Source organism: Azospirillum fermentarium (genome assembly GCF_025961205.1).
GTDB classification, from domain to species: domain Bacteria; phylum Pseudomonadota; class Alphaproteobacteria; order Azospirillales; family Azospirillaceae; genus Azospirillum; species Azospirillum fermentarium.
The window spans coordinates 133,948-148,984 of sequence record NZ_JAOQNH010000001.1; the positions used below are offsets into that span (position 1 = coordinate 133,948).

Here is a 15,037-nt window from a genome sequence, read left to right on the forward strand (position 1 = left end):
TCACTCCTTCTTCTGGCGGAAATCCTCGTGGCAGCTCTGGCACACCTTGCCGACGGCCTGGGTGGCGGCGGCGACCTTCGCCTTGTCGCCCGTGTCGGCGGCCTGGACCAGGCCGGTGCTGGCGGTCTTCAGGTCACCCCACAGCCCGGCGGCCTTGGACCAGTTGTCCCACAGGGCCGGCTTGGCCGCACTGTCGCCCACCCCCATGGCCGTGCCCTTGGGGAACACCGCCATGGGATCGTGCGCCGCCACCCCGGCGATGTCGGAGGCCGCCTTCTTCACCTCCGCCGGCCCGCCGGCCTCCCCCTTGATGAACTGGGTCAGGGCCTTCATGCCGCCGCCCATGGTCTTCATCAGCTTCTCGCGCGCCTCCACCTGTTCCTGCGGGGTGGCGGCGGCGGACGGGGCGGCACAGACGGTGCAGGCCACCAGGGATGCGAAAACCAGCGTCGGCACGGCACGGCGGGCGCGGACGGAAACGGACATGGCGCAACCTCCCCTGCTGATGACGTTTGGGTATTGGACGATGACGACTGGATGATTCCGCAGCGCCGGCTTTTCCCCCTATGATGACGGACGGGCTGTTTCCCAACAGCGGCGCTGCCGTCTTGGGAAGTAGCGTTTCTCGAAGAAGGTACAAGGGATGAAAACTCCCCAATCCGTGTGCGTGTATTGCGGCTCGTCCAGCCGGGTGTCCGATGTCTACAAGCAGGCGGCCCACACCCTGGGCGCCGGCCTGGCCGAACGCGGCATCCAGCTCGTCTACGGCGGCGGGCGCGTGGGTCTGATGGGCATCGTCGCCGATGCGGCGCTGGCCGGCGGCGGCCAGGTGGTCGGCATCATCCCCGAGCACATCCAGGTGAAGGAGGTGGAGCACACCGGCCTGACCGAACTGCACGTGGTGGACAGCATGCACACCCGCAAGCGGATGATGATGGACCGTTCCGACGCCTTCGTCGTTCTGCCCGGCGGTCTCGGCACGCTGGACGAAGCGTTCGAGATCCTGACCTGGAAACAGCTTGCCCTGCACGACAAGCCGGTGGTTGTGGTGGATGTGGACGGCTATTGGCAGCCGTTCGAGGCGCTGATCGACCACATGATCGCCGCCGGCTTCTGCCAGCCGGGCCACAAGCGCCTCTACACCACGGTGGCGAGCATCGACGCGGTGTTCCCGGCCCTGGCGGCCCAGCCCGAACCGGTGATCGCGCCGGAAACAAAGTGGCTGTAATCCCTTCGTTGCGGTTTTGGCGGGGAGGGGCGTAGGGCTTCTTCCCTCCCCCCATCGTGAATGCTATAACCGCCGAGCCTCGCCCGGGGAGGCGGCCGTCGTCGTCAGCGGCGGTCGCGGTTACGCCCGATGGATGGCGCGCCCGGCGCCCAAGGAAAGAAAACGTACCGCCCTCACCCCACGGGGAGAAAGCCCACCCATGAGCAAGATCAAAGTCGTGAACCCGGTCGTCGAACTCGACGGCGATGAGATGACCCGGATCATTTGGCAGTTCATCAAAGAAAAGCTGATCCTGCCGTATCTGGACATTGACCTTAAGTATTACGACCTGAGCGTCGAGAACCGCGATGCCACCAACGATCAGGTGACCGTGGACTCTGCCAACGCGATCAAGCAGTACGGCGTGGGCGTGAAGTGCGCGACCATCACCCCCGACGAAGCGCGGGTGACGGAATTCAACCTGAAGAAGATGTGGAAGTCGCCCAACGGCACCATCCGCAACATCCTGGGCGGCACCGTCTTCCGCGAACCCATCGTCTGCTCCAACGTGCCGCGCTACGTACCGGGCTGGACCAAGCCGATCATCATCGGCCGTCACGCCTTCGGCGACCAGTACAAGGCCACCGACTTCAAGGTGCCGGGTGCCGGCAAGCTGTCGATCAAGTGGACCCCGGCGGAAGGCGGCGACGCCATCGAGCACGAAGTCTTCGACTTCCCCAGCTCGGGCGTGGCCATGGGCATGTACAACCTGGACGAATCCATCGAAGGCTTCGCCCATTCCAGCCTGATGTACGGTCTGGACCGCGGCTATTCGGTCTATCTGTCCACGAAGAACACGATCCTGAAGGCCTATGACGGGCGCTTCAAGGACATCTTCCAGGCCGTCTTCGACGAACACTACAAGGATCAGTTCAAGGCCAAGGGTCTGGTCTATGAACACCGCCTGATCGACGACATGGTCGCCTCCGCCCTGAAGTGGGAAGGCGGCTTCGTGTGGGCGTGCAAGAACTACGACGGCGACGTGGAATCCGACGTGGTGGCGCAGGGCTTCGGCTCGCTGGGTCTGATGACCTCGGTGCTGGTCACCCCCGACGGCAAGACCGTGGAGGCCGAGGCCGCCCACGGCACCGTCACCCGCCACTACCGCGAGCACCAGAAGGGGAAGGAGACCTCCACCAACCCCATCGCCTCGATCTATGCCTGGACGCAAGGGCTGGCCTACCGCGGCAAGTTCGACGACACCCCCGACGTGGTGAAGTTCGCCCAGACCCTGGAGAAGGTCTGCGTCGAGACGGTGGAATCGGGCTACATGACCAAGGATCTGGCCATCCTGATCGGGCCGGAACAGCCCTGGATGACCACCCGCCAGTTCCTGGACAAGCTGGACGAGAACCTGCGGAAGAAGATGGGCGTGGCCGCCTGATAGCGGCCTCCCCCTCCCTTCACGGGCGATACGGACCCGGAGCCGCAAGGCTCCGGGTTTTTCGTTTCCGGCGCATCACGGCTTTTCCCGCCGCGGCAACGATGCGATGCTGGGGGCATGACCGATTCCATCACCCTGCGTCCCGCCACCCCCGACGATGCTCCGGCCATCGCCCCGTTGCTGGTGATGGCGGGGGGCGGATCTTACGAATTCATGCTCGACGGGCTGGTGCCGGGGATGAGCACGGTGGACCTGCTGATTCCCGGCCTGAGCGGGACCGCCGGCTCCTTCTCGTACCGTCACATCGTGGTGGCGCAGGCCCCGGACGGCACGGTGGCCGGCATCGCCCACGCCTATCCCACCGACTGGATGCGGCAGGCCGACCGCTCGCTGATTCCCCCCGACCGGCTGGAACACCTGGCCAGCTTCGACGCCGTGCAGGCGTGGGACACCCTGTTCCTGTCGGCGCTGGCGGTGCTGCCGGCGTGGCGGCGGCAGGGTGTCGCCGGACGGCTGCTGGAAGAGACGGTGGAGCGGGCGGCGACGGGCGGCTTCCCCGGCCTGTCGCTGCATGTGTGGGCCGACAACGAACCGGCCCGCTGGCTCTATGCCCGCCATGGCTTCACCGAGCGCGGACGGGCGGCCATCCCCTGGCACCCGCGGCTGCCGCACGAGGGGGGCAGCATCCTGATGGTGCGGGAAACCTTGACCCGGCGCGCGGGTTTCCCATTGTGGCGGTAACCAGGGTGATAACGGTAACCGGAAAGAACGGAAGGCGGTTGGCGATGACGGCGAAACATATCCGGCGGGTGCTGGTTCCGGCGGCGGCGGTTCTGGCGCTGGCCGCCTGTTCCGGTACCGACCCGCGCACGCAGTTGGCGGACCGGGCCACCCGGCAGTTGGTGGGCATGAACAAGGCGCAGCTTCTGGCCTGTGCCGGCGTGCCCGACAAGCAGGCCACGGTGAACGGGGACGAGATCTACACCTATCTGCGCGACTCGCCCTTTGCCACCCCGTCCCCCAGCACCGCCATCGGTGTGCAGGGCAGCAGCGCCGGCGGGGCCACCATGGGTGTCGGGGCCAGTTTCCCCCTGTTCGCCCTGTCCAGCCCCGGCGGCTGCCGCGCCGACGTGGTGCTGCGCAACGGAACCGTGGCCCGGCTTGGGTATGGCGACGGGTCCAACCCGGCGGATTGCGCCGATATCGTGGACAACTGCCTGCCCCCGGCGCCCTGACGGAAGGGCAGGGATTACACCCACCCGGCGGCGCGCACCGCCGGGGCGTGGGTGCGGCTGACCGGCACCTTCATGCCGTTGCTTAGAACCAGGGTGAGCTTGCCGTCCGCGCGCCGCTCCACCCCCGTCACCGCATCCCGCGCCACCCAGAACGAGCGGTGGACCCGTTGACCGGGGAAGCCGTCCAGTTCCGCCACCGCATCGCGCAGCCGCATCAGGATCAGATCGCTGCCGGCGGCGGTGTGGATGCGCAGGTAATGATCCTCCATCTCCAGCGCCAGCAGCCGGCGGCCCAGCCGCGGGGGGATGCGGTCCAGGAACCGCGGCTCGCCCGTGGGGACCGCCGGCTCCGGTGACGGGACCGGGGCCGGCGGCGTCAGAGTGCCGCGGCTCAGCAGTTCGGCACGCAGCGGCAGCACCGTCACCACCGCCGTCACGATCAGGCAATAGACGTACAGGGTGGCCAGCCCGCCCACCGCGCCGAATCCGCCACGCCCCAGCCGGGTTTCCACCACGGCCACCGCCGCGGTGATGAGGGCGTTCACCACCAGGGTCACCGGCACCACCACCGCCGGCCACGGCACCGCCCGGCCACGGTGGGCCCCGATGCGCCCGGCGGCCAGGATGCCCAGCGCCATCACCCCCTGATAAGCCAGGAACCCGAACAGCATCATCCCGCCCCAATAGGCCAGCCGCCCCGGCAGCGTCAGATCCTGGAAGGTGCCGTAGGGGCCGAGGGCGGCCAGAACCGCCGCCGTCGCCGCCATCACCGGCAGATGACGGGTCAGCCACAGGCGCGGGCGGAACAGGGGCTGGGCCAAGGGCTGGGCGGCAACCGCCGCTTCACGCATCGTCAACGGCAGGGACCTGCATCCGGCGAAGGAAGGGCGGCTGCGCGCGCAACCGCCGTGGCGGGGCAACCGGCCCTTGCGGCATCAGCGATGGCACATTCATTCCCCACAGCGGAGCCCGTCGCCATGATCCGTCCCCTATCCATCCTGTCCCTGCTGCTGCTGGCCGCCCCCGCGGCTGCGGGAGAGCTTCGCGCAACCATCGCCAACGTCAAGCCCCATGGCGGCACGGTGATGGCCGGCCTGTACGCCTCCCCCGACACGTACACCCGCGACGAGCGGACGGCGGGCGTACAGCTTGCCCCGCTGGCGGGCACGGTGACCGCCGTGTTCGCCGGCTTAGCCCCCGGACGCTACGCACTCGCGGTGTTCCAGGATGCCGACGGCGACGGGCGGCTGTCCACCAATCTGGTGGGCATCCCGACCGAGGCGTACGGCTTCGCCAACAACCCCGCCGCCGCCTTCGGCAAACCCGGATTCGACGCCGTGGCCGTCACCGTCGGCGACGGCGTTGCGGAAACCGCCGTCGCCCTGACGCCGTGAGGAGGACTGGTGATGACCAGGATGACCGTGATGCCGTGCGACCGCCGCACCCTGCTGCGCGCCGCCGCCGGGGCGGCGCTGCTGGCCGGGGTGCCCCTGAAACCGCTGCTGGCCGCCGCCGATCTGGCCGCCACCGATGGCGATGATTGGGCCGCCGCCTTCGACGCCGCCCTTGCCCGCGACCCCAGCCTGATCGGCTGGCAGGGCAACGGGGTGGAACGGGACGTTGCCGATGCCGCCGTTTCCGGCGCGTGGCCGGCGGAGCTGCGCGGGGCCTTCTACCGCAACGGGCCGGGCAGCCAGAGCGTGGGCGGGCGCCGTTACCGCCACTGGTTCGACGGCGACGGGCTGGTCCACCGCTGGGGCATCGGCGGTGGGCGGGTGTCCTACCGCGCCCGCTATGTCGCCACCCGCAAGCGCATGGCCGAGGCCGCCGCCGGGCGGGCACTGACCGGGGCCTTCGGCACCCACTGGGACGGCCTGCCCTTCGGCACCCCGCCCGACGCCATGAACCCGGCCAATATTTCCGTCCTGCCCCTGGCCGGGAAACTGCTGGCGCTGTGGGAGGCGGGATCGGCCTACGACCTCGACCCCGCCACCCTGGCGACGGCGGGGGAGCGGGTGTGGCGGCGTGATCTGGCGGGCATGCCCTTTTCCGCCCACCCCAAGACCGACCCGGACGGCACGGTGTGGAACTTCGGCGTCGATTACCCCAGCGGGCGCCTGTTCGTGTGGCGGGTGGGGGCCGACGGCGCCCTGAAACGCTGCGCCGAGATCCCTGAGCGCCATCCAGGGATGCTGCACGACATGGCGGTGACCGAACGGCACATCCTGTTCCTGCTGGCCCCCTACACCATCGACCCGGCCCGCTGGGGCACGGTGCCGTTCCTCGACGCCCACCGCTGGCAGCCCGACGCGCCGCTGCGGGCGGTGGCGGTGGACAAGGACACGCTGGCGGTGGTGCGGCGGTGGGAACTGCCCGCCGGCTTCGGCTTCCACTTCGGCAACGCGTGGGAGGAGGCGGACGGCACCATCCGCTGCGATTTCTGCCTAGCCCCCGACGCCGGGCTGGTGGACCGGACACTGCGGCTGGTGATGCGGGGGGAACGGGCGGACTCGGCCCCGCCGCGCATCACCCTCATCACCCTTCACCCCGACGGGCGCACGGCGGTGGAACCGCTGAGCGCCGGTCTGGCGGAATTCCCCCGCGTTGACCCGCGGATGGTGGGCCGGCGCAACCGCGCGCTGTTCCATCTGGAACGGCGGGTGGACGGCACCGGCCCGTGGCTGGGGGCCGTGGTGCGGCGGGACATGGAAACCGGGGCGGTGGACCGGTACGACCATCCCCCCGGCATCATCGCCGAAGAGATGGTCTTCGTCCCCCGCCCCGGCAGCCAAGCCGAGGGCGACGGCTGGCTGCTGGGCACCGTGCTGGCGGTGGGGGAGACGGCGGACCGCTCCCGCACCGGCCTTGCGCTGTTCGACGCCGCCCGGCTGTCCGCCGGCCCGGTGGCGCAGGCGTGGCTGGACGCGCCCCTGCCGCTGGGGTTCCACGGCGCCTTCGCCCCGGCTTAGACGGGGGTGTAGATGGCCCCGCCGCCCTCGCGGAAGCGGCGGGACATCTCCTCCATGCCTTCGTCCGCCGCGATGTCGCGCACCTCCTGCGAGATCTTCATGGAGCAGAACTTCGGCCCGCACATGGAGCAGAAATGGGCGGTCTTGGCCCCTTCCGCCGGCAGCGTCTCGTCATGGAACGCCTGGGCGGTGTCGGGGTCCAGCGCCAGCGCGAACTGATCCTTCCACCGGAAGGAGAAGCGCGCCCGCGACATGGCGTCGTCGTGCAGCCGCGCCGCCGGGTGCCCCTTGGCCACGTCGGCGGCGTGGGCGGCGATCTTGTAGGCGATGACCCCGGCCTTCACGTCGTCGCGGTCGGGCAGGCCCAGATGCTCCTTGGGCGTGACGTAACAGAGCATGGCGGTGCCGAACCACCCGATCATCGCCGCGCCGATGGCGCTGGTGATGTGGTCGTAGCCGGGGGCCACGTCGGTCACGATCGGCCCCAGGGTGTAGAACGGCGCGTCGTGGCACAGCCGCTGCTGCAGCTCCACGTTCTCCTTGATCTTGTGCAGCGGCACGTGGCCCGGCCCCTCGATCATCACCTGGACGTCGCGGTCCCAGGCGATTTTCGTCAACTCGCCCAGCGTCTCCAGCTCGGCGAACTGGGCGGCGTCGTTGGCGTCGGCCAGCGATCCGGGACGCAGGCCGTCGCCCAGCGACAGCGCCACGTCGTACGTGCGGCAGATCTCGCAGATCTCGGCGAAGCGGTCGTAGAGGAAATTCTCCCGGTGGTGGGACAGGCACCATTTCGCCAGGATCGAGCCGCCGCGCGACACGATCCCCGTCACCCGCCGGGCGGTCAGCGGGATGTGGGCCAGCCGCAGCCCGGCGTGGATGGTGAAGTAGTCAACGCCCTGCTCCGCCTGTTCGATCAGCACGTCGCGGAACACCTCCCACGTCAGGTCTTCGGCCTTGCCGTTGACCCGCTCCAGCGCCTGATACACGGGGACGGTGCCGATGGGCACGGGGGAATTGCGCAGAATCCACCCGCGGGTCTCGGTGATGTCGCGCCCGGTGGACAGGTCCATCACCGTGTCCGCCCCCCAGCGGATGGACCACACCATCTTTTCCACCTCTTCGTCGATGGACGAGACGACGGCGGAATTGCCGATGTTGGCGTTGATCTTGGTCAGGAAGCTGCGGCCGATGATCATCGGCTCGCTTTCCGGGTGGTTGATGTTGGCGGGGATGATGGCCCGGCCCGCCGCCACCTCCGCCCGCACGAATTCCGGCGTGATGAGGTCGGGCAGCGGCGTGCCGAAGGGTTCGCCGTCGAACCGGGTGGCCGGGGCGGTCAGCCGGCCCAGGTTCTCGCGCACGGCGATGTATTCCATCTCCGGCGTGACGATGCCGGCGCGGGCATAGGCCATCTGGGTCACCGCCCGCCCGGCCAGCCCGCGCAGCGTGCCGGCGGCGGTGACCTCCACATCGTTGCGGTCCCGGATCCACCGCGCCCGCAGATGGGGCAGGCCGCGGGCGGTGTCGATATCCAGGTCCGGGTCGGTGTAGGGGCCGGAGCTGTCGTATTGCATGACGCACGGTTCACCGCCGCCCACGTCGATGGCGCGCAGCGGCACCCGCATGTCCGGGTGGGCGGCGCACGACGCATACACCTTGCGCGATCCGGCGATGGGGCCGGCGGACACGGTGCGGGCGGGGGGGATGACGGGTGTCAGGTCTTGGGGCACGGGATGGTCTCCTCACGCGGTGTGGGTGGGAGATCCGGTGCCATACTGGTGCTGGGATGCGGTCTGTCGGGCCGCACAAAGCCCCGCCATGGGGGTGCGCCCCGTTCCTCCCTTCGCCGGTATGAACCGAATCAGGTTCGAAGGGTCATCACGTCGCCAGCAACCAAAAGCCGTGGCCGGTGATATCTCAGCCCCCTAACGGGACCCCCCTGGAACGGGGCGATGGTTTGCCATTCCCGGCAAACTTGTCAAAAGAAATCGTCCGAAGCCCGATTCGGACCGTTTTTTGCGAATGCGGCATGAGGGCGCATAGGGGGCGAAAATACGCTTGAAAAGCGATTCGATTGAGTGCCTCAATCATCAAGACGGCGGTCAGTCCGTCAAAACAAGAATCATAAAATTTAAATATACGGTCGAAGAACGGTGCTGCCTCATCAGGGCGGCAACGGTTCGGCGTGTGTATTCCGGTGGTTAATACAGGGTTAAAAGGTTGCGGGAAGGGACGAGATGAACGGCTTTGCTGACAAACAATCAGATATACGAAGCGGCTTCTGGACCATTGGACGCAAGGTGACCGTCTGCTTCATGGCGGCGGTGGTGGTGGGCTTCGCCCTGATCGTCGGCCTCTCGGCCAACATGCAGATGGCCGAAGCGGTGCGGGTCGCCACCAACGACGCGAAGGTCAAGACGGAGATGCTGGCCAACGCCGTGCGCGTCGGCGTGGTGGGCCGCGACGGCAACGCGGTGGAGGCGGAATTCATCCCGCTCGCCAAATCCGACGCGGTGGAGCTGGCGTCGCTGCGCGCGGTCCACGCCAAGGACGGGACCATCACCGATTACCGCAACCCCGCCCACCCCGCCTTCGACCTGGGCCGGCAGGAAGACATGATCACCGCGGCGCTGGGCAGCCTGAAGCCGCAGGTCCGCACCGTGGGCGACCACGTGGTGGTGGCGGTACCGGTGCTGAACAACCGCGGCGACAAGGCGTCGGGCGCGCTGGCCGTGGCGTGGGGCATGAACGGGCAGAAGGCGGCCATCACCGATCAGGTGAAACACCAGCTCGCCGTGTCCGCCGCGGTGCTGGTGGGTCTGGTGCTGCTGCTGAACGGGGTGATCGGGGTGATGGTGGCCCGGCCCCTGCGCGCCATGGCCGGCACCATGGACCGCATCGCCGGGGGCGATACCCAGGCCCAGGTGCCGGCCACCGAACGGCGGGACGAGATCGGCACCATGGCGCGGGCGGTGCGCGTGTTCCGCGACAACGCCGAAGCCATCGGGCGGCTGCACGCCGAACAGGCGACCCAGGCCGAACGGGCGGAGGCCGACAAGAAGCGCGCCCTGGTCGATCTGGCCGACCGTTTCCAGGCCAAGGTCAGCACCCTGGTCGGTGCCATCGCCCAGGCGAGCCAGGGCATGGCGGAATCCGCCGGCTCCATGGCCCGCGTGGCCGAGGATGCCTCGGCCCAGTCCCACAGTGCGGCCACCGACACCGACGCCATCCTGGACAATGTGAAGTCGGTGTCCACCGCCGCGGCCCAGCTTGCCGGCTCCATCGAAGAGATCGCGGCCAAGGTTCACCACTCCGCCGCCATCGCCAACGACGCGGTGTCCAGCGCCGAGCGCACCAACGTCACGGTGCAGGGCCTGCAGGCCAGCGCCGAACGCATCGGCGAGGTGGTGCAGCTCATCAACTCCATCGCCAGCCAGACCAACCTTCTGGCGCTGAACGCCACCATCGAGGCGGCGCGGGCGGGGGAGGCCGGCAAGGGCTTCGCCGTCGTGGCGTCGGAGGTGAAGAACCTGGCCAGCCAGACCGCCAAGGCCACCGACGACATCTCCAGCCAGATCGCGGCCATGCAGTCGGTCACGCGCGAAGCGGTGGAGGCCATCCAGACCATCGGCACCACCATCCGCGAGATCAACGGCATCGCCGCCGGGGTGACCGCCGCGGTGGGCGAGCAGAACGCCGCCACCCGCGACATCGCCAGCGCGGTGCAATCCGCCGCCCACGGCACCCAGGCGGTGTCGCGCACGGTCGGCGGCGTGGCCCAGACCGCCCGCACCACCGGCCAGACCGCCGCGGGCGTGCTCAGCGCCGCGCAATCCCTGTCGGGTCAGGTGCGCACCCTGTCCGCCGAGGTGGACAGCTTCCTGCGCGACGTGCGCGGATGAGACGTGCGCCGATGAACCGTCAGGCGTCCCCGTCCCGTTTCGGCGGGGCGGGGCGCCAGCGCGACTCGTCCAGCCGGGGCATGGCGGGATCGGGGGCCGGGTCCACCTCGCGGAAATCACCGTCGATCACGCCGGGATCGGGGCGGTGGGTGGGCCGGCGGGGCTCATCACCGAATCCTGCCCCCTCGTAGGCGCCCGCGCTCCGCCCGCCCGCCATCCACACCCCGCCCGCGGTCTGCATCCGCCCGAACATCCAGCGGCCCAGCGTGCGCCGCACCGGCCCGATGATCAGCAGCAGCGCCAGCACGTCGCTGAAGAACCCCGGAATGATCAGCAGAACCCCGCCGATCACCGTGCAGAATCCATCGAACAGGGCGCCCATGGGCATTTCCCCCCGCTGCGCCGATTCCTGCACCCGGCGCAGGGTGGACAGCCCCTGGACCCGGATCAGCACCGATCCGGCCACCACCCCCAGCGCCAGCAGCCCCAGCGTGGGCCACAGCCCCAGCCAGTCGCCCATCATGACGAAGCCGACGATTTCCACGATCGGCAGGAGAAGAAGCGCCGCGAGGGGATTCATGGGGGAAAGGACTCCTTGCCGTTCTTGCTCTTTCCAGGGGGACGGCCTATCTAGTCGATGAGACGGCCCATGTGGCACACTTAATGCCGGGATCGGGCCGCGTCCAGGGTGAAACAGCCCGAATCCGGCTCGATTGGCCTTTGACTTGAAGGAACGTGTTGATGGGCGATGGGTTTATTTTCATCGAGATCGTGATCTTCGCCATGATCGCGGCCTTTCTGGTGTATCGCCTGCGCAGCGTTCTGGGCCGCCGTGACAACGATGAACCGCGCCGCTCCAATCCCTATGCACCGACCCCCACCGACCGCGCGGCGCCGCATGGCGACAACGTGATCCCCATGCCCGGCCGTGACCGCGGCATCGCCGACGTGCCGCCCCCGCCGGCGCCGGGCGAACCGGAATCCCTGGCGGCCACCCTGGCCCGCATCGCCGCCGCCGACCGGATGTTCGAGGAAAAGAACTTCCTTCAGGGTGCGCGCGCGGCCTTCACCATGATCGTCGGGGCGTTCGCCGCCGGCGACACCGCCACCCTGCGCCCGCTGCTGGCCGATCCGGTCTACGACAGCTTCGCCGCCGCCATCCGTCAGCGCCAGCAGGCTGGCCAGACGCTGGAAACCACCATTCACCGCATCGTCGATGCCGACGTCACCGCCGCCCGGCTCGACGGGCGCACCGTGGCGGTGACCGTGACGTTCATCTCCGAGCAGACCGGGGTGACCCGCGATGCGTCGGGCGCCGTGGTCGATGGCGATCCCAAGGCGGTGGAAACCGTCACCGACATCTGGACCTTCACCCGCGACATCCGTTCCAACGATCCCAACTGGCTGTTGAGCGAGACGGTGTTCGCCGACTGATGCGGTTCTTGGGGGCGCTGCCGCCACCTAAAAGCCCTCTCCCCGCCGGGGAGAGGGTTGGGTGAGGGGGTGACCGGCTTTGTCCGTCTGATACGCATCCCGCCACGTTAAGCGCTCAAAAGGTCCAACGCCGCGGCGGCCATGACCTGGGCGGAGTGAACCATGTCGGCGATGTCCACGAACTCGTCGGGCTGGTGCGCCAGATCCAGGATGCCGGGGCCGTAGGCAATGCAGTCCTTCAGATGGCCCACGCGCACGATGTGCTTCTGGTCATAGGTGCCGGGGGACACCACCTGCTGCGCCGGGCGGCCCAGAACCTGTTCGATGGCCCGCTCCACCGCCCGCACCACCGGGGCGTCCGCGTCGGTCATGGTGGGCAGAAAGGCCAGAATCTCGCGGATGGCGTAGTCGAAACCGGGACGGTCCCGCTTCAGCCCCTCCAGAATCGTGATGATCTCCCCCTTCACCGTCTCCGGGTCTTCCTCGATCAGATAGCGGCGGTCGATCACCATGCGGCAGGAATCGGGAACCATCGGGCTGGGCAGCCCGCCGTGGCCCTCGCACTGGCCGCCGTGGATGGCATTGATGTTGATGGTGGACTGCCGCGCCCCCTCGGGCACCACCGGCATGGCCGTGCGCTTGGCCGCCAGATGGGGGATCAGCTCCTCCTCGATGCGGTGGAGCACCGCCCCCATGTGGCGCACGGCGCAGTTGCCCAGGAACGGCATGGAGCCGTGGGCCACCCGGCCCTTGGTCTCGATCTCCGCCCACCACACGCCGCGGTGGCCGATGCACACCCGGTCCACGTTCAGCGGCTCGGGGATGATGACGTGATCGACCCGCGGGGGCGAGAACCAGCCCCGGCGCGCCAGATAGCCCACGCCGCCGAATCCCCCCGATTCCTCATCCACCGTACCGGAAATCTCCAAGGCACCGGCAAAGGGGATGCCGCTGTCGAGAACCGCCTCCACCGCCAGCACCGCCGCCGCCAGCCCGCCCTTCATGTCGCAGGCGCCGCGGCCATAGACGCGCCCGTCCCGCACCACCCCTTCGAACGGATCGACGGTCCAGCCGTGCCCCGCCGGCACCACGTCGATGTGGCCGTTGAAATGGACGCAGGGGCCGGGCCCCCGCCCCTCGATGCGGGCGACGACGTTGGTGCGGGGGTGACGCTCGCTGTCGCCGGGGGTGCCCTCCGCCCGGACATAGGTCACCTGGAACCCGCGGGCGGCCAGCCGCCGGCCCAGAAGCTCGGCACAGGGGGTATAGGCGTCGCCCGGCGGGTTGACGGTGGGAATGCGGATCAGGTCGCGCGTCAGATCCACCAGCGCGCCGGTCTGATCCTCGATCCGGCGGAACAGCGCGTCGTGGTGGCGGCTGGCCATGAAGCATCCTCCCTCGAGCAGCGAAACCCGCCTGGAAGTGTAACGGAGGGGGGCGCGGCGGCAAGCTGGCCAAACGGCGGCCTTCCCGGCAACCGGATTCCAAACAACGGCATTGACCCCGGCCCGCCGCAGCCCAACCTTGGCAAGAACCCTTCGTGCATGGAGACCTTCCCCTTGGCGCCCCACCGGACCGTCGTCACCGCCCTGACCGCCGCCCTGCTGGGCGCCACGCTGCTGGCCGGCTGCACTGTGGCCACCGCGTCCGATACGGGGGCGGAGACAGCCTGCGCCGCGCCGGGCCGGTGGTACGACGGGGCCGGGCAGCCGGTGGATCAGAACGCCGTGCTGAGCCGGGCGGCATCGGCCCCCGCCGTGCTGCTGGGCGAACGCCACGACAGCGCCGAACAGCACCGCTGGCAGCTCCAGACCCTGGCCGCCCTGCACGCCGTCAACCCCAACCTGGCGGTGGGGCTGGAGATGATGCCCCGCTCCCGCCAGCCGGTGCTGGACCGCTGGGTGGCCGGCGCGATGGACGAGGCCGCGTTCCTCAAGGAAAGCGGCTGGACCGAGGTGTGGGGCTTCGACGCCGCCTTCTACCTGCCCGTCCTGCATTTCGCGCGGATGCACCGGCTGCCGCTGGTGGCGCTGAACGTCAACCGCGCCCTGGTGTCGCGCACCGCCAAGGAGGGATGGGACGCCATTCCCGCCGACGCCCGCGAAGGGGTGGGCGACCCCGCCCCCCTGCCCGCCGCCTACATCGGCGAGCTGGCCGAGGTGATGTCCCATCACGGCGCGGCGGTGGACCGCGGCTCCCCCCGCTTCCAGCGCTTCACCCAGGCTCAGGCCCTGTGGGACCGGGCCATGGCCGAGTCCATCGCCACCGCCCACCGCCGCACCGGACGCACGGTGGTGGCGCTGGCCGGGTCCGGCCATCTGCGCTACGGCCACGGCATCCCGCACCAATTGGCGGCGCTGGGCATTGGTGGAACCCAGGTGCTGCTGCCGTGGGAAACGGGGCAGGATTGCGCCGAACTCACCGGCCAGGGGCCGCGGGTGGCCGACGCCGTGTTCGGTATCGCCCCCGATGCACGCTCCCCCGCCGAAACCCCGCCCCGCCCGCGGCTGGGGGTGAACCTGGAGCCGGCGGACGGCGCCGTCCGCGTGGCCGCCGTGCAGGACGGCAGCATCGCCGCCCGGGCCGGGGTGAAGCCCGGCGACCGCATCACCGCCGCCGCCGGGCGCCCCGTGACCAGCCCCGCCGACCTGACCGCCCTGGTCCAGCGGCAGACACCCGGAACGTGGCTGCCCATCACGGTGCAGCGCGGCGGAAAGACGCAGCAAATCATCGCAAAATTCCCAGCACCCTGAATCCACCATGACTTAACATCCATCAAGGAAATTGCGGATAATTTCAGGATTCAGCGTTATTTCTCGCTCGACGAATCAATATTGAATACGAAT

At 69.2% G+C, this 15,037-nt stretch carries 14 protein-coding genes and 1 riboswitch; of the genes, 9 read left to right on the plus strand and 5 right to left on the minus strand.

The genetic code is table 11. The features are described 5' to 3' along the window. Positions 1 to 486: a c-type cytochrome gene (locus M2352_RS00675; protein ID WP_264662593.1), complete on the minus strand. Its 486-nt coding sequence runs from the start codon at positions 484 to 486 to the stop codon at positions 1 to 3. 157 nt (positions 487 to 643) lie between these two features. On the opposite strand from M2352_RS00675, the gene M2352_RS00680 reads away from it, so the two are divergent. The 4 genes from M2352_RS00680 (at position 644) to M2352_RS00695 (ending at position 3,886) form a co-directional block, all read left to right on the plus strand. Next, complete coding sequence (locus M2352_RS00680; RefSeq protein ID WP_264662594.1) at positions 644 to 1,228, plus strand: LOG family protein; 585 nt, start codon at positions 644 to 646, stop codon at positions 1,226 to 1,228. Between the two features lie 199 nt (positions 1,229 to 1,427). Next, entirely contained in the window at positions 1,428 to 2,651 is a 1,224-nt protein-coding gene (locus tag M2352_RS00685) for an NADP-dependent isocitrate dehydrogenase (RefSeq protein ID WP_264662595.1), read from the plus strand. Positions 2,652 to 2,768: 117 nt separating this feature from the next. Next, positions 2,769 to 3,392 carry a GNAT family N-acetyltransferase gene (locus tag M2352_RS00690; RefSeq protein WP_264662596.1) on the plus strand — a complete coding sequence of 208 codons (624 nt, stop codon included), beginning with the start codon at positions 2,769 to 2,771 and terminating at the stop codon, positions 3,390 to 3,392. Positions 3,393 to 3,436: 44 nt separating this feature from the next. After that, positions 3,437 to 3,886: a hypothetical protein gene (locus M2352_RS00695; protein ID WP_264662597.1), complete on the plus strand. Its 450-nt coding sequence runs from the start codon at positions 3,437 to 3,439 to the stop codon at positions 3,884 to 3,886. A 14-nt stretch (positions 3,887 to 3,900) separates the two neighbouring features. Here the strand turns inward: M2352_RS00695 and M2352_RS00700 are convergent, their stop codons facing one another. Continuing rightward, positions 3,901 to 4,737, minus strand: coding sequence for a LytTR family DNA-binding domain-containing protein (locus tag M2352_RS00700; RefSeq protein WP_264665281.1), 837 nt, complete (start codon positions 4,735 to 4,737; stop codon positions 3,901 to 3,903). A gap of 126 nt (positions 4,738 to 4,863) precedes the next feature. Here M2352_RS00700 and M2352_RS00705 point away from each other — a divergent pair, with 126 nt between their 5' ends. Together M2352_RS00705 and M2352_RS00710 are read left to right on the plus strand one after the other, a co-directional pair. Continuing rightward, positions 4,864 to 5,280, plus strand: a complete 417-nt coding sequence (locus tag M2352_RS00705; protein ID WP_264662598.1) for a DUF2141 domain-containing protein — start codon at positions 4,864 to 4,866, stop codon at positions 5,278 to 5,280. 12 nt (positions 5,281 to 5,292) lie between these two features. Beyond that, complete coding sequence (locus tag M2352_RS00710; RefSeq protein ID WP_264662599.1) at positions 5,293 to 6,855, plus strand: carotenoid oxygenase family protein; 1,563 nt, start codon at positions 5,293 to 5,295, stop codon at positions 6,853 to 6,855. Here the strand turns inward: M2352_RS00710 and thiC are convergent. Beyond that, entirely contained in the window at positions 6,852 to 8,585 is a 1,734-nt protein-coding gene (gene thiC / locus M2352_RS00715; protein WP_319802007.1) for a phosphomethylpyrimidine synthase ThiC, read from the minus strand. The genes M2352_RS00710 and thiC overlap by 4 nt on opposite strands. A gap of 91 nt (positions 8,586 to 8,676) precedes the next feature. Continuing rightward, positions 8,677 to 8,806, minus strand: a riboswitch (TPP riboswitch). 349 nt (positions 8,807 to 9,155) lie between these two features. Between thiC and M2352_RS00720 the strand changes: the two genes are divergently transcribed. After that, a complete protein-coding gene (locus M2352_RS00720; RefSeq protein WP_264662600.1) occupies positions 9,156 to 10,757 on the plus strand; it encodes a methyl-accepting chemotaxis protein in 1,602 nt (533 codons plus the stop codon). A gap of 19 nt (positions 10,758 to 10,776) precedes the next feature. On the opposite strand, the gene M2352_RS00725 is transcribed toward M2352_RS00720, so the two are convergent. Beyond that, positions 10,777 to 11,337 (minus strand): FxsA family protein, encoded by a 561-nt coding sequence (locus tag M2352_RS00725; protein WP_264662601.1) that lies wholly within the window; start codon positions 11,335 to 11,337, stop codon positions 10,777 to 10,779. A gap of 161 nt (positions 11,338 to 11,498) precedes the next feature. Between M2352_RS00725 and M2352_RS00730 the strand changes: the two genes are divergently transcribed. Then, on the plus strand, positions 11,499 to 12,191 hold the full coding sequence (locus M2352_RS00730; protein ID WP_264662602.1) for a Tim44/TimA family putative adaptor protein: 693 nt from the start codon (positions 11,499 to 11,501) through the stop codon (positions 12,189 to 12,191). Between the two features lie 107 nt (positions 12,192 to 12,298). Here M2352_RS00730 and M2352_RS00735 read toward each other — a convergent pair whose 3' ends face one another. Next, positions 12,299 to 13,576 carry an acetylornithine deacetylase/succinyl-diaminopimelate desuccinylase family protein gene (locus tag M2352_RS00735; RefSeq protein WP_264662603.1) on the minus strand — a complete coding sequence of 426 codons (1,278 nt, stop codon included), beginning with the start codon at positions 13,574 to 13,576 and terminating at the stop codon, positions 12,299 to 12,301. A gap of 159 nt (positions 13,577 to 13,735) precedes the next feature. Here M2352_RS00735 and M2352_RS00740 point away from each other — a divergent pair, with 159 nt between their 5' ends. After that, the gene (locus M2352_RS00740; RefSeq protein WP_264662604.1) at positions 13,736 to 14,944 is read left to right on the plus strand and encodes a ChaN family lipoprotein; all 1,209 of its coding nucleotides are present in this window, start codon (positions 13,736 to 13,738) and stop codon (positions 14,942 to 14,944) included. Positions 14,945 to 15,037 lie beyond the last annotated feature (93 nt).

Excerpts from the sequence above, each read along its gene's own strand:
- M2352_RS00675 (WP_264662593.1), bottom strand. The coding sequence starts at position 486 with ATGTCCGTTTCCGTCCGCGCCCGCCGTGCCGTGCCGACGCTGGTTTTC.
- M2352_RS00680 (WP_264662594.1), top strand. The coding sequence starts at position 644 with ATGAAAACTCCCCAATCCGTGTGCGTGTATTGCGGCTCGTCCAGCCGG.
- M2352_RS00685 (WP_264662595.1), top strand. The coding sequence starts at position 1,428 with ATGAGCAAGATCAAAGTCGTGAACCCGGTCGTCGAACTCGACGGCGAT.
- M2352_RS00690 (WP_264662596.1), top strand. The coding sequence starts at position 2,769 with ATGACCGATTCCATCACCCTGCGTCCCGCCACCCCCGACGATGCTCCG.
- M2352_RS00695 (WP_264662597.1), top strand. The coding sequence starts at position 3,437 with ATGACGGCGAAACATATCCGGCGGGTGCTGGTTCCGGCGGCGGCGGTT.
- M2352_RS00700 (WP_264665281.1), bottom strand. The coding sequence starts at position 4,737 with ATGCGTGAAGCGGCGGTTGCCGCCCAGCCCTTGGCCCAGCCCCTGTTC.
- M2352_RS00705 (WP_264662598.1), top strand. The coding sequence starts at position 4,864 with ATGATCCGTCCCCTATCCATCCTGTCCCTGCTGCTGCTGGCCGCCCCC.
- M2352_RS00710 (WP_264662599.1), top strand. The coding sequence starts at position 5,293 with ATGACCAGGATGACCGTGATGCCGTGCGACCGCCGCACCCTGCTGCGC.
- M2352_RS00725 (WP_264662601.1), bottom strand. The coding sequence starts at position 11,337 with ATGAATCCCCTCGCGGCGCTTCTTCTCCTGCCGATCGTGGAAATCGTC.
- M2352_RS00730 (WP_264662602.1), top strand. The coding sequence starts at position 11,499 with ATGGGCGATGGGTTTATTTTCATCGAGATCGTGATCTTCGCCATGATC.
- M2352_RS00735 (WP_264662603.1), bottom strand. The coding sequence starts at position 13,576 with ATGGCCAGCCGCCACCACGACGCGCTGTTCCGCCGGATCGAGGATCAG.
- M2352_RS00740 (WP_264662604.1), top strand. The coding sequence starts at position 13,736 with ATGGAGACCTTCCCCTTGGCGCCCCACCGGACCGTCGTCACCGCCCTG.